The organism is Spirochaetia bacterium 38H-sp (genome assembly GCA_039023545.1).
GTDB lineage: Bacteria > Spirochaetota > Spirochaetia > Winmispirales > Winmispiraceae > Rarispira > Rarispira pelagica.
This window is the reverse complement of sequence record JBCHKQ010000002.1, coordinates 409,085-429,457: the sequence shown is the minus strand read 5'-3', so window position 1 is coordinate 429,457 and position 20,373 is coordinate 409,085. Positions and strand designations below refer to the sequence as shown.

The following is a 20,373-nucleotide window of genomic DNA, read 5'->3' as shown; positions in this document are numbered from 1 at the left end:
AATTATCTCCAGAATGTAGAAAATCTCTATTACCTTTCTGCTATTGCCGTTTTTATCCTTGGCTTCATTATAAAGAAGGCAAATCCGATTGCAACAATCATTATCATTGCATCAAGTCCCATTAGCAGGGGAGAACCGCCTATGCCAACGACAAAGCCTGCAAAAAGCGAGCCCAGAAAGGAGCCTGCAGCCCAGGAGAACTGATACAGAGATTGATATGTTGCTTTGAGACTGTGGTGAGATAACAGGTCTATGAGGTGTACTGTTCCCGCACTGTAGAGGCTGTATCCTATTCCGTGAAGAAGCTGGATAAAGAATAATAGAACTGGTATCCCAAGGGGCATTATAAGCACAAAGGCGATTAGCTTTAATGCCAGTATGCTTACTCCTATAGATATTACGGGTATGTTGCCGTATCTTTTTAACAGTTTGCTGCTTTTTCTATAGAGAGGTATTTCTGTTATGGTGCCCAATCCTAGTATAATGCCCATTAGCAGATAGCCTCCGCCTGCTGCTTCTATTATGTAGCTTGTAAAACTGTAGGAGCTTGTGGTCGCTATGGATATCATTATTATAAATGTCACAAGAAGCTGAAAAGGCCTGTCTTTTGCCAATATTCCAAGGTCTGGTGCAGGTCCTGGTTTTGCGGGTCTGTCTCCTCTTATTGCTATGCGAGATAGTATAAGATATGCTGCACTCTGAGTTGCCAGTGCTAGAAAAAGGTATGGTGCAAAGTGGAGTATTGTTCCTGATATTATTAGTGCTGTCGCCCATCCCAAGGATGAAAACCATTTTGCATTGCCAAACTCGTGTGTTCCGCTGTCAGGGTCTTCTCTTAGTGCAGCCATAGTCTCGGTGTCTATCAGCGGTACTATTGGTCTTGATGCAAGTCCCATTATTATGTTGGCAAATACTCCAATAGCTGTAAGTGTTATAAGCGGTATTTGTGCGGCTTTAAATAATGGAAGAGATGCCATGAGTGCTGCGCCTATTGCTGTTATCCCTGCAAAAAGGCTTATCAGTTTTCCTGTAAGTTTTAGCTTGTCTGCCATGTATCCTGCTATGGGGCTTGAGAAGAGTCCCATAAGTCCGTTTATGGATATTATTAGTCCTATGAGAGGGTAGGCAGGGCTTCCGTCCTGATATGTGATTATATCTCTGAGATACAGGCTGTAAAATGGTGTTGCGCTTCCGCTTGAGAAGAAGTATAAAAATTGGAGTGTTTTAAGCCTTTTGTAAACCGCTTTTCTTTCTGACATGGGCGGGAGTATAGCAGGTTTTATAATGTTTTGCCAGTATATAGTTTTTTGTTTATATGCTTTTCAGGTTCTCTTTTATTTGCCGCGGGCAGACAAAACCGCACCTGTGTTTGTTTTGTTCTTTATGAGGTGCGGTTTTGTCGTTCGGTATAGGATAGAAAAAAGAGCTCCATTTTGGAGCTCTTTTTGTTTTATGTGATAAATTGTATTGGTTTTATATAAATAGGTTTACGTTGCTTTTTGAGGCTGCTTCCATGTAGGTTGCTACGCCGCCTATTTCTGCGCCGTCTATGAGTTCTTCTTTTGTTACGCCCATTACGTCCATGGACATCTGGCAGGCTACTATGCGTACGCCGGCTTTTATTGCGTTGTCCAGCATTTCTTCCAGAGCTTCTACGTTTTTCTTTTTCATTCTACTGCGCATCATGCCTGCGCCTATGCCGCCAAAGTTCATCTTGGATAGTGCTAGCTTTTTGCTGTGGGAAGGAAGCATCCATGAGAACATGCGTCCCATGAGGTCTTTTTTTACGCGGGGTTTTTTCTGTTTTTTGAGTATGCTGAGTCCCCAAAATGTGAAGAACATTGTTGTTTTTTTGCCTGCACTTGCTGCGCCTTGTGCAAGTACTAGGGCTGCAAGGGCTTTGTCCAGTGCATCGGAGAAGCAGATTATTGTTGCACCGTCTCCACCGCTCTGACTGTTTTCTGCATTCTGTGGTATGCCTTTCTCTATTGTTGCGGTGATTATGCCTTTTTCTGTCTCAACTCCTATAAGGAGGTTCCCAGTAAGCTTACACCAGGATTCCACATCACGTGCAAAGCCTGGGTCGCTTGCTTTTTGTACGATTCTGTCTCCGGGAGATAGTTTTTCTATCTCTTTTTTGAGTCTCATAATGGGACCAGGGCACTGGAGGCCACAAGAATCCACTTCTACAGTGCGTTTTTCAAAGACTGCCTGCTGTTGTTGTGCTGTTCCTCTTTGATAGAGTATGTCGTCTTTTTCTATCACATCGCCTTCAAATATGTCCTCATTGCTCTGTTTCTGAGTCATGTGCATGAAGGTTTTGTATCCTCCGGAGAGGTTGTATATCTCTGTGTAGCCGTTTTGTCTCAGGATTCTTTCTGCTATGTATGCTCTGAGTCCAACTCCGCAGAAGAGTACGACTTTCTTGTCACGTGGTATTTCATCCAGCCTGTTTCTTATCTCCTGCACAGGTATGTTTACAGAACCTTCTATTGTACCCAGCGCGTTTTCTTCTGGGGTACGTACGTCTATAAGGAAGTATTCTCCTATAGGTGCTTCCAAAATATCATACCACTGAATGTGTCTGCTTTTGCCTTCCAGTATGTTCTGTGCAACAAAGCCTGCCATGTTGACGGGGTCCTTTGCTGACGAAAAGGGGGGTGCATATGCATGCTCAAGTTCTGTGAGGTCGTATATAGTTCCTCCCTTCTGAAGTAGGGCTGCTATTGTGTCTATTCTCTTATCAACACCGTCGTAGCCTACTATCTGAGCGCCAAGTATCTTTCCGCCTGCTGGTGAAAAGACAAGTTTGAGCGTCATTGGCATTGCACCGGGGTAATATCCTGCATGAGAGCCAGGATGTATGATTATTGATTGGTAGGGGATATCTTCTGCCTTTAATACCTTTTCTGGCATTCCTGTGGATGCAACAGTAAGGTCAAATACCTTTGCTATAGCAGTTGCAATTGCACCCTTGTATTCATACTTGTTGCCTTCCACAATATTGTTTGCAGCTATTCTTCCCTGTTTGTTTGCAGGCCCTGCAAGATAGGTGGGACCCGACTTTCCTGTTATTGGATTTCTAAACTCTATGGCATCACCAACTGCATAGATATCTGGATCGCTTGTCTGTAGATACTTATTTACCTTGATCCCACCTCTTTCTCCAATCTCAAGATTGGCCTGTTTTGCGAGAGTAGTATCAGGCCTTACGCCTATGGACAGAAGAACAAAATCTGCATTGATAGTTCTGCCGCTTTTAAGACTTAGCTTTACCGTATTACCTTCTCTTGTAAAAGCAGTAACAGCATCACCTAGGAAGAACGCAACATTCTTGGTCTTAAGATGCTGGTGCACCTCTGCAGCCATCTCAAAATCAAGCACATTCATAACCTGGGGTGCAAGCTCCACGATGGTTACCTTAAGCCCTCGCTGATGCAGGTTTTCTGCCATCTCAAGCCCAATAAAACCTGCTCCGACAATTACTGCACGTCTGGGCTTGTTCTCCTCTATAAACTCATAAATCGTATCCGTGTCATCCACTGACCTTAGTGTAAAAATTCTCTCATCATTGATACCAGGAATAGGAGGTCTGATAGGTTCTGCGCCAGGGGACAGCACAAGCTTATCATAAGATTCCTTATACTCTTCTCCTGTTCTGTGGTTAAGAACAGTAACCTGTTTGCTGTCGCGGTCAATAGCAGTAACCTCCTGCTCGACCCTTACCTCAAGATTGAACATTGTACCAAAGCTCTCTGGAGTTTGGACAAACAACATCTCCCTGTCAGAAATAGTCCCGCCAATATAATAAGGCAGTCCGCAATTAGCGTAAGAAATATATTTGCCTCTTTCAAAAAGAATTATCTCAGCCTTCTCGTCAAGTCTTCTGAGACGTGCCGCAGTAGTGGCTCCGCCTGCAACACCACCTATTATAAGGTATTTCATTATTTCCTCCGTATATAAAAAAATAAATATAGATAAAATTGTATATATAAAATAGTATAAGAGAAATGACAAGATAGGTCAATATCAATATTGATATATTTTTATAAAAATAATAAGATCGAACGCACAGCCCGCTGCGCGGTCTGTGCTGCCTTTGGCACAGAGAAGACTTGCAAAAAAAATCCCGGATTATTTCCGGGCCTGCATAAATCAAGCATCTTCAAACTCTCTGCCTGTTTTCTCCAGCCTGTCAATCATTGGTCCTGTCAGCATCATGGGGTTGGTGTCATCTGATATGGCAATTTATATTTTGCCAATCTCAGACCGCCACTATCTAAAGCCTATCCAGCTATCCACATACGTTTCTGTACTTTTCCGTTATGGATTTTACTTCCCACTCATATATCCCATACTTGCAGGCTCAACCTTCTTGCCATGCATTATATCTATATTTTATTATAATCTGTAATCTTATCTGGTTTATTTTCTTCTGTTTTTTGCCGGCAGGCAGGTTTGACCGCTTTGTGGGGCTCTTGCCTGTTGTTCTGCGGTCAAACCGTTCGGTATAAAAAATGTTTTATAAAACCAGTCCCAGGAAAATAGAAAGAGAAATAGGAAATATAAATAGATATACAATGTATGCGACAAAAAGTGTTATGCCGGTTATGTCCCGGTGCTGGTTTGCTCCCATGGCCATGACTGACAGGTTGGTGGCTGTAGGTGTATGTGTTTCCAAGAAGAGTACCCAGAGTGCGGGTTTGCTTATGGCTGTTGTCTTGAGAAATAAAAAGTAGCTTGCATAGAAGAGGATTGGTAGGGCTATGAGTCTTATGCCGGATATGGCAAGTGCGATTCCTGTGTATCGTTTTGCTTCTGTAGTGTTGACTGATATGCCAGCTAGCATTGCGCCCAGACAGATTAGGATGAGTGGCATTATTGTAGCTCCCATGTCCCCTAATGTGTCTATTATGCTGAGAAATGGCAGTTTGTTGCTGAGTATTATTGGTTGTATGCCTGTGAGGGGAATAAGTAGTCCGAGGAGTATGCCTTTTACTGTAGGGGTGAGGAGTTTTTTTACAGAGGTTATCCTTGTATTAGTTATCAGACTGTAGCCTGCTGTCCAAAGTAGGGTGCTTGAGCCTATGAGATAGGCACCTATGTATATGCCAGGCAGGTCCTTGCCAAAGCTTTGCATGATAAGCGGTATTGTCGCTAGGATTTCCAAGTTGGTTATGGGCAGATATCCAGAGTTGCCAAAAGCGGATAAGGCGATATATGCTTTTCTTTCTTCCCGTGGCAGTATTTTTGCCGGGATCAGAATGGAGCTGGCAAATGCTATTGCCATGGCGGCAAGCACTATTATTGCTGCGGAAACAGGAAAAAGCCATGCATCTTTTAACAGGCTGAGGTCTGTTTTTGCAAATTTTGCAAAAAAGTATATAGGTAAAAAAAATCTCACCAGCAGCTTGCTCAGTTGATCAAAAAAATCTTGGGGAAACTGTTCTGTCTTTTTTAAAAAGAAGCCCATTGCAACAAGAACAAATATTTTTATCATTGGGGTAAAAAGAGATAAAAAGGATACCATGATTGTATTTTCTCCTCTTCTTTATTTTATCTAAAGGCCATCTTTTCCAAGCAGTCTTGCTCTGGTAAAGATTTTTTTGCCTTTTTTTATCTCCAGATCTACTATTGCTTTTTCCAGCTTATTTTTTTTGTCCTCTTTTTGCATAAAAAGTGCAGGTTGATACAGGTCTTTTTCTTTTTTCACACCGGATACGCCTATTCCTATGAGCCTTATAGGACTTATCTTGTTCCATTTTTGTGTAAAAAGATACAAAGCTGTATGATATAGTTCTTCTGTACATCTTATAGGCTCCGGCAGGGAAATTTGTGCTGATGTTAGAGTAAAATCGTTGTATTTTATCTTTATCTGGACTGTTTTCCCTGTTTCTCCTTCTTTTATGAGGCGTTTCATCACCATCTCTGACAACTTAAGCAGACTTTTTTGCACTTCTTCCTCCGTGCTTATGTCTTTATCAAAGGTTCTCTCGTTGCTTACGGATTTTGTTTTGCTATATGTACTATATATCCCGGGATCTTCTCCTCTTGCTATGCTGTATAAAAATTTTCCCAAAGAATTGCCTGCTATACTTATAAGCTTTGCTAAGGGACAGTTCTGCAGCTTGATAGTACTGTCTATACCCTTTTTATGCAGAAGAGCCAGCGTACTTTTTCCTATACCCCACAGTTTTTCCATGGGGATTTTTGCTATTGTTTCCTTTTCTGCTCCCTCTTCTATGATTACAAGTCCATCGGGTTTGTCCATATCTGAGGCAATCTTTGCCATATATCTGTTGGCTGCAATCCCTATGGATGCTGTTATCCCTGTTATCTCTTTTATCTTATTTTTTATGTCTCTTGCGGCTTTCTCTGGATTACCCGTTATAAGCTCCATACCACTCATATCCAGGCTTGCCTCGTCTATTGATATCTGCCTCACCTCGGGACAAGAATCCTTGAGAATATCCATTATTTTTCTGGAATATTCTGCATATATATTCATTCTGACTGGGAGAAATATACCGTGAGGACATAACCTGTATGCCTGGCTTATGGGCATGCCTGATTTTATGCCGTAGGCTCTTGCCTCATACGAGCAGGCGGATACCACCCCACGCTTAGGAGGAAGTCCGCCTACTATTACAGGTTTGCCAGATATAGACGGATTTTCTACCTTTTCTACAGAGGCATAAAAAGAGTCCAAATCCACATGAAAAAAAACAGTCTTTTTCATAGGTCAAGGGTTTTTATATATTTGCCATATCTATTTATTTCTATATTTTCAGCATCTATTTCTACGGGAATTGCAGTCTCATCAGTTGTTGTATGTATAACCATTCTTGCTCTATCTGACTCTTTTATCCCTAGGATTATTTCCAGAGGAAGAGGAGGATTTTTGCCTATGTTTATAATTGCAGTATTCTTGTCTGTAGATATATATGGAAAATTACAATCCAGTATGGGGATATCGCCGCTTCCTGTTACTTCTATCTTTATCTTTTTTATTGGCCTCTTGCTGTTGATATATAACCTAATTATCTTTCTGCCCAAAAAGGTTTTTATACTGTAATCATATGATATTACTTCTTCTCTTGGCGGAGGGATAAGAAACGAGAGTTTTTTTATTCTTGCAGAACTAAGCCCTCGATATATATTTGCATATTTTATGGTCATATCCGGAAGATATGCAGGGCTTTCTATATTGAGACTTGCAGTATTAGTATTATCCGATGATATAGTGTATACATCCACAGGCTGTTTTATGTTATTGGCAAATATGGGGGTTAAAAGCAGTCTTGTAGAAAAAGCAACTATGGCTACAAGGCTTATGCTTATGACCACAACAAGCAGACGCCCCTTTCTCCTTCTCTTGTTATGTATGTAGATATCAAGCCTCATAAGAAGCAGGAAAAAAGGAAGTAGAAGAAAAGCAAGAAAAAGATCTCCACTTAAGGTTGGAATAACTATCAATCTTGCAAGCTGTCTTGCTTCTGTGAGCATAATTGCAAAAGCCCTGATAAACCACAGGGGAGCCAACAAAGAGAATAAGACTCTGAGAAAAATATTTCTAGAAGAAGAAAATAACAGGGTACATACTATTGCCCATAAGAAAAACAGTGCAAGAGGGAGAAGAATACTGCCAAATATTGCCATATCTATTGCAAGAAAAAGCAGAGCATTGGCAGTATAAAAATGAGTATTTTTTGCAAGGCGTATGGGAATAATATGTATTATCCATATAAATAAGGAAAACAAAAAAATACTTACAGACAGCTTTAAAAAAACAAAATCGATAAGTCTGAGTTCTATCAGTCTATCATATCCCTTAAATTCCAAAATACTTCTGTCAAGCAGGGTTGCCAGCATAAGGAAGATAGTGAGTATCACAAAAACCAGCGGAGTACCATAAGAACTTGTCAAAGCCTTAAAATATCTCTTTATGCTCCTGTATCGTGTAAAAGCAATGGCAGAAATAAGCACTATACTCAAAAAGATAAACAGTGTATAATAATACTCTCTTATAACCAGATATTGCATATAAGGCAGTTTTACAACCAGATAATGATTTTCCCATGTTGTGCTGTAATCAGTCGGGATTCTTTTTATACTATCTTCCAGCATAGCCATAATATCAGTTACTGCCTGCCTCTCGTCTTTTATGATAGGAGATGATTTATCGTTTGCAATTGCTATTGCAGGAATCCCCTGGGTATACAAATTGCTAAGAAGAGAAGAAAACGGAGTAGCATCCTTGTATATCATTGACAACATCTGATATATACTGGAAGAAGAAAACCCCATATCGATATTGCGTGCCTCTGCTGACCTCAGTACAGACATTACCAGCCAGGCCGGGGACTTCCTTATTCCGCCGGTATGATAAATCCTGGGCTTTTGTCTTATATTTTCTATACTCAGATACAATACCACACGCTTTTGTCTGTCCCGTAAGGACTTAATATAAGAAAAAGTCCCTGCAAAAGCATGAGAAGAATACTCTGCACCAGAGAAAAGAACCTCCAAATTATAACTCATAGGCGGATTTCTACTTATCCTATCCAGCAGAATAAGTGCAAAAGCAATAGAAGCATAATGATACTCTACAGTCTTCATCCCGTTATAAGTGTTAACTGGCACAACAAGACATACAGTAACAGGACTCCTTGTATCCACTGTAGCTAGAATATCCCTGGAGAAAGTATGAAACCCTTCTATATTATCTATAGGCATATCAGCATAAGGAATACCTAACTCATACAACTCTTCTTTGATAAGCTCTCTTAGCGTCTTCTCCTCCCCTGAGCCCTCCTCTCTGGGAAAAAGACTGGAAAAAGCTTCCCTATATGCAGAAAAAGCGGAGTAGATGTCGTCTGTAGGAATCTCATCGGAATAAACCGCAGTTACAGACAAAAAAAGCAGAAAAACAAGCAATAAAAACCAGCATTCTTTTGTCATACAACCAGAATATGCCATGCATCAGTATGCGTCAATCTATCCTGCACATTTTATTTATGTAAAAACCGAACGTGACGTAACGCACAGCGTTACGTCACTGCCTCTGGCAGAAGAAAAAGATTGCAGCACAGCACAAATGAGGCTAATATAAACAAAGATAAGGAAGATAAAATGACAACACCGGCCACCCCCTGTATGATAAAAACAGCCCGACAGGATAAACCCCTGTATATAAAAAACCCTCGTATATATCAGATATGAAAAAAGCAACCTTGACAATGCTCATGCTTATTTCTATCTCTACAACTATTTCCGCCTGGGATAAAATGTCAGACAAAGGGAAGCATTTTTTTATGGGAGCTGGCATAACATGGATTGTAGGAGCACTTGCAGAATCGGTCGATTTTCCTTTGCGTGAGATTGCGCTTGGGGCGGGAATATCATCTGGTGCGGCAAAAGAACTGTGGGATATGCTTGGCTACGGAGAACCGGATATTACAGACCTACTTATGACCTGGGCGGGAAGCTGTACCGCATATTATGCATGCATACTATCCGGCAGCAAATACAAAAACTATACGGTACTGGGAAGTCTTACAATACTCTGTGCTGTTTATTTTTGAGGATACAACCTGTGAGAGAGTCAATTTTTACGCAGGATTTCTTGCAAGCGGCAAAGGATTACAGGCTTTTTCTTGATATGGGCTATCCTGAGAAGGCTGTTGCCAGCCTTGTAGGAAATAAGTACAGATTATCGCGAGAGCAGAGAATGATACTCTATAGAGGTGTTTTGCCCTCTTATGAGTCGGAAAAAAATGCAAAAAAGAAAATATCAGCAAAAGATATAAACGGAAAGCTTATCATAGATGGGTACAATGTTTTGCTGACAATAGTAAACTATCTTACCGGCAGAACCGTCTTTATATCTACGGATAGCTTTGTGAGGGATATAGGCGGGATACATGGCAGCATAAAAAAACAGGATATGCTTGACAGAGCAGAACAGCTTCTGTGTGATTTTTGTAGGCAGCATATCCAAGGAGAGATAGTCGTATTCCTTGATAAGCCGGTGTCTCATAGTGCGGAGCTTGCTGTTAGATTGGATAGGCTTTTTTCAAGCTATAAGATTCATGCAGAGGCTGTACTTGTGGATAGTGCAGATTATGAGTTAAAAAGACATGAGGGTGTTGTTGCAACAAGCGACTCTGTTGTTCTTTCTTCTGCTGCCTGTGCAGCTGACCTTGCTGCTGAGATTTTGCAGGAGAATTTTTCTCCATGGTTTCCTGATTTGCGGGAGTGTATGAGCTAGTGTGCTCCAGTATTTTTTTTTGCTGCTTATTTTGTGCTGATATTTGCCGGAGGCAGGAGGAGCTGCGCTTTGTTTCTTGCTTTTCTCTATAGGGCGCAGTTCCTCCGTTCGGTATTATGTGTTTTTGTTATTGCTTGTTATTTCTTTATTGCGTAAATTATTGTTATGGATAACCTTTTTTTTGATAATCCTTTTGGTGACGAGCTTTATAAGTCCAGGCTTAGACTGCGTGATGCAGATGATACGGATCCCCGCGGTGCTTATTTTCGGGATGCTACGGCGATTATACATTCTTATCCTTTTAGAAGGCTCAAGCATAAGACGCAGGTATTTTTTTCTCCGGAGAATGACCATATTTGTACGAGGATTGAGCATGTTATGCATGTTGCGACTGTCGCGGTTACTATTTGCAGGGCGCTGGGACTTGATACGGATCTTGCATGGGCAATTGGCGTGGGTCATGACTTGGGGCATGCGCCATTTGGCCATCTTGGGGAGAGTATTCTTGCAAAGAAGATGCCAAGAGGCAAGGAGTTTCATCATGAGTTGTACAGTCTCAGGGTTGTGGATACTCTTGCAGGTTACGGTGAGGGGCTCAACCTGTGTTTTGCTGTAAGAGATGGTATTGCCATGCATTGTGGAGAGCGCTTTGAGAGGGAGATTAGACCGCGTACTTCTGATACAGACCCTGCCAGGTTTAATTCTCTTTCTTCTTATCCTTCTACTTGGGAGGGCTGTGTTGTCAGGATGAGCGATAAAATCGCCTATATGGGCAGAGACCTCGAGGATGCTGTTTTGCTTAAGATTATAAAGAAGGATGATATTCCAGGTGTTGTGAGAGAGGTCTTGGGGGCTTCCAACAGTAGTATTATAGATACTCTTGTGCGTGATCTTGTTTCTTATTCTATGGATAACGGGGTTATAGGGTTTTCTCCTGATGTTTACGAGGCTACACTGGAGCTTGTAAGGTTTAATTATAAAAAGATTTATAAAAGCGAGCAGCTCACAGCTTTTCACGAGTATTTTGAGAGGATTCTCAACCTTCTGCACTCTTATCTCTCTGAGCTTTTTTCCAGACACAACTGGGACGTTACTGCATATGCTGCGGAGAAAAATAGGCTTGCCAGACAGTTTGGCGATTATGTGGGTAAGATGCGCGATGTGTATACAAGGAGAGAAGAGGAGGACTGGGTTGTTTTTGACTATATTGCTGGCATGACGGATGATTTTGCTCTAAGAAGCGCGCAGGAGATTATGATGCCTGGGAGGTTTTCTATGTTGTTTGAGAGAATATATGGGGATGATGAATAAACATATCTAAGTTAATACTTCTCTATTTCTCCAATCTTATGTAGCAGTGATTTTGTATAAACTATGCTTTATTTTATATCCGCCTGTTATGTTTTTTTCTTCTATGCTATTATTGACAAAACAATAAGCCTGTTGTTGTGACAGGGGGAGGAAATATGCAGTATTTTGCGGATTTGCACATACATTCTCGTTTTTCCAGAGGAACAAGCAAATATCTCACCCTGTCTGAGCTTGATTTGTGGGCAAGGCTCAAAGGCATAGCTGTAGTAGGCACAGGCGATGCCACTCATCCTGCATGGCTTGATGAGCTTGCAGAGCAGCTTATACCTGCAGAAGAAGGACTCTACATGCTTAATCCATCTTTTTTTGCTATACCGGAAGACTTTGCCGGTATACCGTGGATAGACAGTGTTGAGCCTACACGCTTTGCAATAACAGCGGAGATAAGCACCATCTACAGCCATGAAACCGATGACGGTAAAAAAGTAAGAAAAGTGCATCATCTCTGTATTTTTTCTTCTCTTGAGAAAGCAAAAGAGTTTTCCAAAAAACTTGGCAAACGCGGAAACATCACATCCGACGGACGCCCCATAGTTGGACTTAGCAGCAGAGAACTCCTTGCCCTTGCACTAGAATCAGACCTTGACATACTCTTTATCCCTGCTCACATCTGGACACCATGGTTCTCTGTTCTTGGTTCCCGCTCTGGTTATAATAGCATAGAAGCCTGCTACGGAGATTTGACCCCTCATATCTATGCAGTAGAGACAGGACTCTCCTCCGACCCTCCCATGAACTGGCTGTGTAGCTTTCTTGACCCCTTTACGCTCGTATCCAATTCCGATGCCCACTCTGCAAAAAACATAGGGCGCGAAGCCAACATTCTGGATACCAACTTATCCCTCCCTGCAATACGACAGGCGATAAAAACAAAAAAAGGCTTTCTTGGCACTATAGAATTCTTTCCAGAAGAAGGAAAATATCACCATGACGGCCACAGAAAATGCGGCATATCGCTCACTCCAGTAGGAACCCTCAAGCACAACGGCCTCTGCCCAGTCTGTGGCAAAAAACTTACAATAGGCGTGCAAAACCGCGTTGCGCAGCTTGCAGACAGAGACAGCCTTAACCCCGAGGAACACCCGCCCTATACCTCACTCATCCCTCTGCCTGAGCTCATATCTCACATAACAGGCCGCGGCGTTGCCACAAAAACAGTTAATCATAAATACATCACAACCCTTGCGGCACTTGGAGCCGAGTACAACATCCTGATAAAACTCCCTCTGGAAAACATAGAAAAACACGACCCAAAACTGGCAAAAGCAATAGCAAACCTCAGAAACAGAAAAATAAACTCAAGTGCCGGATATGACGGAGAATACGGTAAGATAATACCCGGAGGAGACACAACCCGCACACACCTGGACTTCTCCCCTGTAGAACTTATGAAACTCAAGAAAAAATAAGACCGAACGTGCGGTACACAAAAGTGTCCCGCACTGCCTCCGGCAAAACTATCTTTTAAACAACATTCCTATAAAAGCCTTAGCCACCCTGAGCCACGCTCCAATACGTGCAAAAAAACCCCTCCCATATACCGCTTTTATAGCAGAAAGAAGAGCCCTATATACCCCATCCCTATACGGAGGCCACCACAACTCACAGGAAAGCTCTCCAAGCCTGTCATCACAAATATTCTTAAACCTGACAAACTCCGCAAAACCTAGTCTACCGTGTGTCCACCCTATACCAGAGTCCTTCCATCCGCCCCAGGACAGCTCCGGCATACCATGGCTCATAAGATGGTCATTTATACTGATAACACCAGCCTCAAGATTCTCTGCAAAATATCGTGCAAACTTTTTGCTGCCTGTCCATACGGAAGCAGTAAGCCCCATAGACGAGTCGTTTGCAAGAGTAAGTGCCTCATCGTGACTCTCAAAAGCCATAACACCTATCACAGGACCAAAGCTTTCTTCTCTCATAATTTGCATATTGTGATTTACCTCTGTGAGAATAAGGGGGGGAAGTGCAAGCGGATGGGAAGATATCTCCTTAGGCAGAAGCTTTTTATAAAAAATTCTGGCACCCTTTTCTACAGCATCCTTTATATGCTCTTCTACCTTTTTTGCCTGAGCAATAGTGCACATACCAGAGAGATCTGCATCTTCCGAGCCATCAAGAGAGTATTTTAATGAATCGAGATAAGTTGTTATAAGAGACAAAAACCTCTCATACACGGATTTTTGCACATATACCCGCTCTACGCCTCCGCAAGACTGCCCCGCATTCTGAAAAGCAGCCCATGCAATACCACGCGCAGCACGTACAAGATTGGCATCCTCCAAAACAATAGCAGGGTCGTTTCCTCCCAGTTCCAGGCAAATAGGCAAGAGTTTTTCTCCTGCTTTTTTTGCAAGATATCTTCCTGTCTCTACAGAGCCGGTAAAAAACAGCTTGTCTATGCCAGCTTCTATAAAGGTATCTCCTGCTATCCTACCCGGAAGATTGACAAGGTTAAAAATTCCCTCTTCCAAGCCTGCGACTGCAACAGCCTCTTTTATCATATTTCCGGCAAGCTGTGATATGCTTGCTGTTTTTAAAATTACTGCATTGCCTGCAAGCAGAGCCATTATGACCTCAGAAAAGGGGATAGAAAAAGGATAATTCCATGGGGATATTATGCCAACTACACCGTAAGGCTGAGATATTATCTCTGCTTTTTTGTTAAAAAGCAGAAGGCTTGAACCCGCCGGCCTGTATGGCTTTAAAAACCTTTTTGCTGTTCTGCAGTAATATGAGACCGCTATTGATGCAGGGAGAACTTCTGTTGCAAGTGCCTCCGTAGGAGTCTTGCCGTTTTCCTTGGAAATTTGCTTTGCTATCTTATCAGCATTTGCAGCAAGATAGTCTTTTATTTTTTTTATCCTTTTTATGCGCTGTTTTATCGGAGTTTTTTCCCATTTTTTCTGTGCCTCCCTTGCCTTGTCAACGATAGAAAAAAGCTCTTCTTTTTTTGTTACAGCAAACTCTGCTATCTGTTCTCCTGTAAATGGATTTTTTGATACTGTCTTTTCTGTCATTTTCTTATCTCCACAAAGTGATCCAGGGTATTGTTTATCCCTAGTCCCAGCTGCCAAATCCTCTGGCAGCTTTTGTTAGCAGTGTTATGGATTCTTTTATCTTTGACATGGTACTCTCTTTTATTGTGTTGTGTGATAAAAGTCTTCTGACAATATGTCCATGTATATTATGTCGTATACTTTTAGGTCTCGTCTCAGGGCTTTCCTTCTTGTGCCTATTTGCTTAAAGCCTATCTTTTTATAGCTTCTTATGGCTCTCTCGTTATACTCATAGACTCTCAGAAATATGGAATATAGGTCCAATGTTTTAAAGGCGTAATCCAGCAGGAGACTCATTGCTTCTGTGCCATAACCTTTACCCCAATAGTTTTTATCTCCTATAAATATGCCAATCTCCGCTGTTCTGTTTATGTGGTCCATTTGTGCCAATCCTACGGTGCCTATGGGATTGTCCGTTTTTATGTCTACTATTGTATAGACGTGTTCTTTTGCCAGGTTTTGCAGAAATTCTTTTTCTCCATGTAGAGAAATAATGTGTGTAGCTGTCTTGAGATAACGAGTTACTTCCGGGTCATTGAGCCATGTTGTAAATTTTTCTGCATCTTCCGGATTGATAGGTGAGAGATAGCAGTTTTTCCCTGTCATTTTTTTAAAGTGCATTTGATGCTCCTTGCCTTTTGTCAGTATATATCTGTTTATTCTGTTTTGCTACTGTGTTTTTCTTTGTTTTGTGCCGCAGGCAGGCAGATGCGCGCCAGTGCTGCCTGTTTTTCTTTGTATGGCGCGCATTTTGCCGTTCGGTTTATAAAAATGTTTTGAAACTATTTATCATTTTGTATATAATGAGCTTAAATAAATGGGAGGTTTAGGGTGTTTGATTCTTTTTTAGACAGGGCTTATGGTGATGCTTCCATAATAGAAAAGGAGAAAGCTAAGTCGCTTTTTTTTCTGGATTTGTTTCTGGGAATCGGGTTTTTGATTATTGCTGCCGTAAGGTTTATAGGTGGTGCGGTTCTTATGGGGCTGGCTGAGATCGTTGTTGCTGCTTTGTTTTTTGTTTTTCTTTTTATGCTGTATCATGGCAGGTTTAAGGCTGTAAGCAGCGGTAATATGAGTGTAGTAGGTATTGCTGCCGCTATCTTGTTTCTTTTGAGGGATATTTCTTGTCCCTCGGATGTTTATGTGCAGTCTACTTATCTTATCCCTTTTTTGGTTGTACTGCCTATGCTTGCTTATGCTTTCTGGCAGGTTTATGTTGTCATTTCTTATGTTGTGCTTGTGCAGACTCTTGAGTTTTTTTTGCGGGTCAGGCCTGCTCTTATAGCTTTGGGGCAGCCGGATGGTTTGAGCGAGTATCTTATATCTCTTATACTTATGATTTTTACGGGGGTTTTTGCTGCTCAGATTTTTAAGGTGCAGCTTGATGCTTTGCATAATATTCAGAAGAGGGCGGAGGATTCTGAGAGGCAGTATCAGAGTCTGCATGCGGTTATAGATGAGGCTTCTTCTGCTCTTGATATAGGAAGGCATCTTCTAAGTAATGCTGAGCAGAATGCTGGTATTGCTCAGAAGCTTTCTGACCGTATAGATACCATAAGTCGTTCTGTAGCGGATTTTTCTGCTTATACTGCTCATGCAGGTAAGGCGGAGGAGCTTGTTAGGGCTTCCCGCAATCAGGTTTTTGACAGTATGCAGAAGCAGACAGAGGCTGTATCGGAGACTTCTTCTACGGTTGAACAGCTCAAGGCTCAGGTGGAGGCAATCAGTGTCTCCGCACGTTCCAGGCAGGATGATGTCAATGAGCTTATCAAGGTTTCCCGTGAGGGAGCTGAGCGCTTTGGCTCTGCTATAGAGTATTTTCATAAGATTCATACCAATTCTGCTAATATACTGGACATAGTCGGCGTTATAGAGGGGATTGCGGAGAGTACCAACCTGCTTGCGATGAATGCGGCAATAGAGGCTGCTCATGCGGGCGATGCCGGCCGCGGCTTTGCGGTTGTTGCTGATGAGATAAGAAAGCTTGCGGAAGAAAGCAACATCAACGCACAGATTATAAGAAAGACTTTGCATGAGAGCAATCAGCTTATATCCGAGTCCGTTACCTCCAGCGAGGAGATGCAGAAGCTTTTTTCTCTCATACTGGAAAAGGTAGAAAAAGTCAGAGTGGCTTTGCTTGAGATACTTGAGGGAATGGCAGAGTCTCTCAATGGCTATCAGCTTATAGAACATGCTGTGGAGAACCTTTCTGCAATCAACAGAGAGGTTAATTCTGCCATAGAAAAGATGGATGGCGATTTATCAGAGAGTGCAAACAGCCTTAAAAAGATAGAAGAATCCGTAAAACTGCTTGTAGAAGAGGTAGAGGGACTTTCTGCACTTGAGCAGGACATACGCACATCCTCGTCCGAGCTTAAATCGCGAGGAGAAGAGAACGCCCGCACCTTTGCAAGCCTCAAAGAAAAACTTGATAGGTTGGACAGACGTACACCTGCCAAAGAGCATGCCTAAGGGCGTATTGCAGTATTTATTCTCCTTATCAGGTAAGACTATATACATTATACCGAACGCAGGGGATGCACTTGCATCCCCTGCTGCCTGTGGCAAAAAACAAGGCACTTCTGTCGATATTTTGCAAAGTGTCTTGGCATTATCTGTTATATAACTTTCTATCCGGATTATATCTTCTTTTTTACAATTGCTATTGTTGTTCTTACAACCAAATACACTATGAGAACACTTAGTATTACAGCAAATACAAGCGTCAAGTATTTAAAAAACAAAACCCCGGTCATCTTTGTCATAAGCAGACTAGCAAGTGATATGGCTGCGAGAGGAAAAGAATAAGCCCACCATGACAGCTCAAACTTTATAGTCAGAAAAGACCTGATACTGCTAAAAAGAATAATTGCCCAGAAGAGAGAAAAATAATAAAGAATATAGGAAAAAGGGTTCAAAGTTCCTGTTAGTTCTGCAAAAGCTATAAAGCCCACGGCAGGCGGAGCAATCAGGATAAACTTAGTGGGAAGAAGCTTGTCAGGCAGTGGATGATGAAAAATTATCCTGTTAAAGAATATAACCAGCAGTATAAACCAGAAGAAGATACCGACAGAAAAGAAAAACCATAGCAATTGGGTGGGAAGGTAAGAACTACCCAGCAGGGGGATTATTATATTCCCTACAGGGGGGATAAACCAGGCAGGATTCATATGGACAATCTCAAACTTATCATGAAACATCCATACAGAAATAATCCTTACCGTAAATAAAAAATGGAGAACAATGCCTATTATTGCCAGAATTTTTGAAATCTCCTGATTAACTGTAGCAAAACCAAGTGCCAGCAGCAGAATAGCTATTGAGAAAGAAGGAAAAAAGTTTATCGCAATAGGATTGGCAAACTCCTGTTGCACGACTCTGGGATATTTTATCAGTTTTGCAAGATAGATAAGAGAGATAAGTGAAAAAATCAAAGCAGTAAACCATAATAGATACAATCCAATATTTAGCTTTAATATACCGCTCTGATTAAGCCTTTGCAGCACAATTGTAAACCCTCCAAGCCCCATGATAATGGAAAAAAGGGATACAGGTAGCTGTTTTAGCTTTTCTGTTTTATTCATAGCTTCCTCCAATATTTAATTGAAGATATAATATTAATATTTTCATATATAGTCCATGTATTATGAAGAGCAGGAGAAATCTCCCACGTATCGGGGAATATAAAAATAAAGCATTACTGATTTTTTGACTCTAGGGAAGTGTTTTGCTGTGGGCTATTCTGTGTTGTGCTGTATGTCTGCCTAAGACAGGAGAGGATACAGTCTGGAGTTACTACTTTGGCTGTGTTCCCAATGTTTTGTATTCTTTATACTGTAAGCTCTGCAGGAAGAATCTTTCTTACGCTGTTGCATATAAAGAGGCGTTTGCCTTTGAGCTCTTTGAGCTTTATGGCCTCTTCTCTGATGATGCCTGTTTCCAGAAGATGTTGGCGCATTGTTCCTGGCAAAAGTCCGGTTTCTACCGGTGGACTTACTAGAGTGCCGTCTTCTTTTTCTACTATGATGTTTGCAAAGTCTGTCTCCGTTACAAATCCGTCCTTGGTGTAAAACAAAAGGTGCTCTTTTTGCTGGATGCGTTTCTGATGCTCGTAAAATGGCCTATGAGTGGTTTTAAAGTACAGCCACCACTCGGCTTGTGGGATAGGTCTGTTGCTGAGAAACAGTTTTACCGGTACTGTCGGTGCTGTTGATTGAGCATCGATGGTTTCTGTGTTTATTTCTCCGTTTTGGCTCATAACAATTCTTAGTTTTTGCGGACGGCTGGCCTGTATGTTGTCTACTATGCTTATTATCTTTTGCAGAATCTCTTCTCTGTCAAAGTCAAAGCCAAGTTGCTCTGCACTTGAAATAAGCCGCTCTGCGTGTAGCTCTTTAAGATAAGCGCCTTTGTGAGGTTCCCACAGAAGGCTTTCTATGAGAGCTAATCCAGGCGGTATTGCTCCAGAAAGCTTGCCTTGAGCAGGGCTTCCCCATATTCTGATGCCGGATCCGAGTCCCATACTATTCCCCCTCCTGTTCCGTATAAAAATTGGTTATCGATAATGGACATTGTCCTTATAGCAACATTACACTGTATATAATCCGGTGTAAGCAGGCACATAGAACCAGTATATATCCCACGTGGACTGTTTTCTAGCTCTGCTATTATTTGCATCGATCTTATCTTGGGCGCTCCAGTTATGGATGCACATGGAAACATTGCCTTCAAAATCTCGTAGAAAGAAGCGCTTGTTCTGCACTTTACAGTACTTATCATCTGGTATGCATAAGGCAAAGCCTGTATAGAAAAAAGAGCAGGAACTGTAACAGTGCCTTTATCCGCAATCCTTCCCATATCGTTTCTTATCATATCCGTAATCATGATATTTTCTGCTCGGTCTTTTTGTGACAGATACAGTTTTTTTGCAAACCCTATATCCGTCTTGGTATCATACGAGCGTTCTTGCGTACCCTTCATGGGTTTACACACAAGAACTTCTCCGTGCTTTTCAAAAAAAAGCTCAGGAGAAAAAGACAATACAGCCATCTCCTTCATATCAAAGAAAGCACAATAAGGCGGCACAGCCCTTCCCATATCGCTTACAATCCTGCAAAAAAGTCCGTATGGACTACCCAGCACTTTGCCACTGAGTCTCATGGTGTAGTTAATCTGATAGGTATCCCCCTGCTGTATGTAGTCTTTTATCCGTTTAAAAGCATCCAGATACTGGGAGCGTCCTATATCATATATAACATCAAAAACCCCCGTACCTGCTTCAGGTTTTGCAAGATTTTCTCTGTGTATCTCAGAAAAAATACAAAAAGCAGCTAGTGGCATCTCTGTATAAGAATTATGACAGTGCATGGCAGAGTCAAAAGCCTTGGCAGCCTCATAGGCAACATAACCCGCGGCAAAATAGCCTTTCTGGACATAATCTTCTACCTCACGCAGAATCTCTTCTATCTCTGTTGTTTTGTATACATAAAAGCACATAAGAGGTGATGATAAAAAAATCCAGTTATCCGTTCTGTAATCGTAAAAAACAGCTTTCACAAAGCACACGATAACAGCATAATGGAGCATATTCAAGCAAAAATACATTCCAATTTCTATACCGAACGTGCGGTGACGCATTGCGTCCCCGCACTGCCTCCGGCCGAAGAA

General features: G+C 41.7%; 15 protein-coding genes. 5 read left to right on the top strand and 10 right to left on the bottom strand.

Annotation, left to right across the window (positions count from 1 at the left end; genetic code table 11):
* Positions 1-29: 29 nt before the first annotated feature.
* The 5 genes from WKV44_05805 to WKV44_05785 form a co-directional block, all read right to left on the bottom strand.
* The gene (locus WKV44_05805; protein MEM5948051.1) at positions 30-1,259 is read right to left on the bottom strand and encodes an MFS transporter; all 1,230 of its coding nucleotides are present in this window, start codon (positions 1,257-1,259) and stop codon (positions 30-32) included.
* Positions 1,260-1,473: 214 nt separating this feature from the next.
* A complete protein-coding gene (locus tag WKV44_05800) occupies positions 1,474-3,945 on the bottom strand; it encodes a CoA-disulfide reductase (GenBank protein ID MEM5948050.1) in 2,472 nt (823 codons plus the stop codon).
* Between the two features lie 577 nt (positions 3,946-4,522).
* The gene (locus tag WKV44_05795) at positions 4,523-5,530 is read right to left on the bottom strand and encodes an AEC family transporter (GenBank protein ID MEM5948049.1); all 1,008 of its coding nucleotides are present in this window, start codon (positions 5,528-5,530) and stop codon (positions 4,523-4,525) included.
* A 30-nt stretch (positions 5,531-5,560) separates the two neighbouring features.
* Positions 5,561-6,739, bottom strand: coding sequence for a DNA polymerase IV (dinB, locus tag WKV44_05790; protein MEM5948048.1), 1,179 nt, complete (start codon positions 6,737-6,739; stop codon positions 5,561-5,563).
* Complete coding sequence (locus WKV44_05785) at positions 6,736-8,961, bottom strand: hypothetical protein (protein MEM5948047.1); 2,226 nt, start codon at positions 8,959-8,961, stop codon at positions 6,736-6,738. The genes dinB and WKV44_05785 overlap by 4 nt, the downstream gene beginning before the upstream one ends.
* Positions 8,962-9,218: 257 nt before the next feature.
* Here WKV44_05785 and WKV44_05780 point away from each other — a divergent pair, with 257 nt between their 5' ends.
* The 4 genes from WKV44_05780 (at position 9,219) to WKV44_05765 (ending at position 13,050) form a co-directional block, all read left to right on the top strand.
* The gene (locus WKV44_05780; protein ID MEM5948046.1) at positions 9,219-9,584 is read left to right on the top strand and encodes a hypothetical protein; all 366 of its coding nucleotides are present in this window, start codon (positions 9,219-9,221) and stop codon (positions 9,582-9,584) included.
* 11 nt (positions 9,585-9,595) lie between these two features.
* A complete protein-coding gene (locus WKV44_05775; GenBank protein MEM5948045.1) occupies positions 9,596-10,270 on the top strand; it encodes a DUF434 domain-containing protein in 675 nt (224 codons plus the stop codon).
* Between the two features lie 165 nt (positions 10,271-10,435).
* On the top strand, positions 10,436-11,581 hold the full coding sequence (locus WKV44_05770; GenBank protein ID MEM5948044.1) for an HD domain-containing protein: 1,146 nt from the start codon (positions 10,436-10,438) through the stop codon (positions 11,579-11,581).
* A gap of 155 nt (positions 11,582-11,736) precedes the next feature.
* Entirely contained in the window at positions 11,737-13,050 is a 1,314-nt protein-coding gene (locus tag WKV44_05765) for an endonuclease Q family protein (GenBank protein MEM5948043.1), read from the top strand.
* A gap of 48 nt (positions 13,051-13,098) precedes the next feature.
* Here the strand turns inward: WKV44_05765 and WKV44_05760 are convergent, their stop codons facing one another.
* Together WKV44_05760 and WKV44_05755 are read right to left on the bottom strand one after the other, a co-directional pair.
* Positions 13,099-14,667, bottom strand: a complete 1,569-nt coding sequence (locus WKV44_05760) for an aldehyde dehydrogenase family protein (protein MEM5948042.1) — start codon at positions 14,665-14,667, stop codon at positions 13,099-13,101.
* 120 nt (positions 14,668-14,787) lie between these two features.
* Positions 14,788-15,327, bottom strand: coding sequence for a GNAT family N-acetyltransferase (locus tag WKV44_05755; protein MEM5948041.1), 540 nt, complete (start codon positions 15,325-15,327; stop codon positions 14,788-14,790).
* Between the two features lie 210 nt (positions 15,328-15,537).
* Between WKV44_05755 and WKV44_05750 the strand changes: the two genes are divergently transcribed.
* Entirely contained in the window at positions 15,538-17,178 is a 1,641-nt protein-coding gene (locus WKV44_05750) for a methyl-accepting chemotaxis protein (protein MEM5948040.1), read from the top strand.
* 167 nt (positions 17,179-17,345) lie between these two features.
* Here the strand turns inward: WKV44_05750 and WKV44_05745 are convergent, their stop codons facing one another.
* The 3 genes from WKV44_05745 to WKV44_05735 all read right to left on the bottom strand — a co-directional run bounded on the left by WKV44_05745 (position 17,346) and on the right by WKV44_05735 (position 20,262).
* Positions 17,346-18,290 (bottom strand): SLAC1 anion channel family protein, encoded by a 945-nt coding sequence (locus WKV44_05745; protein MEM5948039.1) that lies wholly within the window; start codon positions 18,288-18,290, stop codon positions 17,346-17,348.
* Positions 18,291-18,535: 245 nt separating this feature from the next.
* Complete coding sequence (locus WKV44_05740; protein MEM5948038.1) at positions 18,536-19,228, bottom strand: aminotransferase class IV; 693 nt, start codon at positions 19,226-19,228, stop codon at positions 18,536-18,538.
* Complete coding sequence (locus WKV44_05735) at positions 19,150-20,262, bottom strand: chorismate-binding protein (protein ID MEM5948037.1); 1,113 nt, start codon at positions 20,260-20,262, stop codon at positions 19,150-19,152. The genes WKV44_05740 and WKV44_05735 overlap by 79 nt, the downstream gene beginning before the upstream one ends.
* Positions 20,263-20,373: the final 111 nt, after the last annotated feature.

Coding starts and splice junctions, on each gene's coding strand:
- WKV44_05805 (MEM5948051.1), bottom strand. CDS start 1,259: ATGTCAGAAAGAAAAGCGGTTTACAAAAGGCTTAAAACACTCCAATTT.
- WKV44_05800 (MEM5948050.1), bottom strand. CDS start 3,945: ATGAAATACCTTATAATAGGTGGTGTTGCAGGCGGAGCCACTACTGCG.
- WKV44_05795 (MEM5948049.1), bottom strand. CDS start 5,530: ATGGTATCCTTTTTATCTCTTTTTACCCCAATGATAAAAATATTTGTT.
- dinB (MEM5948048.1), bottom strand. CDS start 6,739: ATGAAAAAGACTGTTTTTTTTCATGTGGATTTGGACTCTTTTTATGCC.
- WKV44_05785 (MEM5948047.1), bottom strand. CDS start 8,961: ATGACAAAAGAATGCTGGTTTTTATTGCTTGTTTTTCTGCTTTTTTTG.
- WKV44_05780 (MEM5948046.1), top strand. CDS start 9,219: ATGAAAAAAGCAACCTTGACAATGCTCATGCTTATTTCTATCTCTACA.
- WKV44_05770 (MEM5948044.1), top strand. CDS start 10,436: ATGGATAACCTTTTTTTTGATAATCCTTTTGGTGACGAGCTTTATAAG.
- WKV44_05765 (MEM5948043.1), top strand. CDS start 11,737: ATGCAGTATTTTGCGGATTTGCACATACATTCTCGTTTTTCCAGAGGA.
- WKV44_05760 (MEM5948042.1), bottom strand. CDS start 14,667: ATGACAGAAAAGACAGTATCAAAAAATCCATTTACAGGAGAACAGATA.
- WKV44_05755 (MEM5948041.1), bottom strand. CDS start 15,327: ATGCACTTTAAAAAAATGACAGGGAAAAACTGCTATCTCTCACCTATC.
- WKV44_05745 (MEM5948039.1), bottom strand. CDS start 18,290: ATGAATAAAACAGAAAAGCTAAAACAGCTACCTGTATCCCTTTTTTCC.
- WKV44_05740 (MEM5948038.1), bottom strand. CDS start 19,228: ATGGGACTCGGATCCGGCATCAGAATATGGGGAAGCCCTGCTCAAGGC.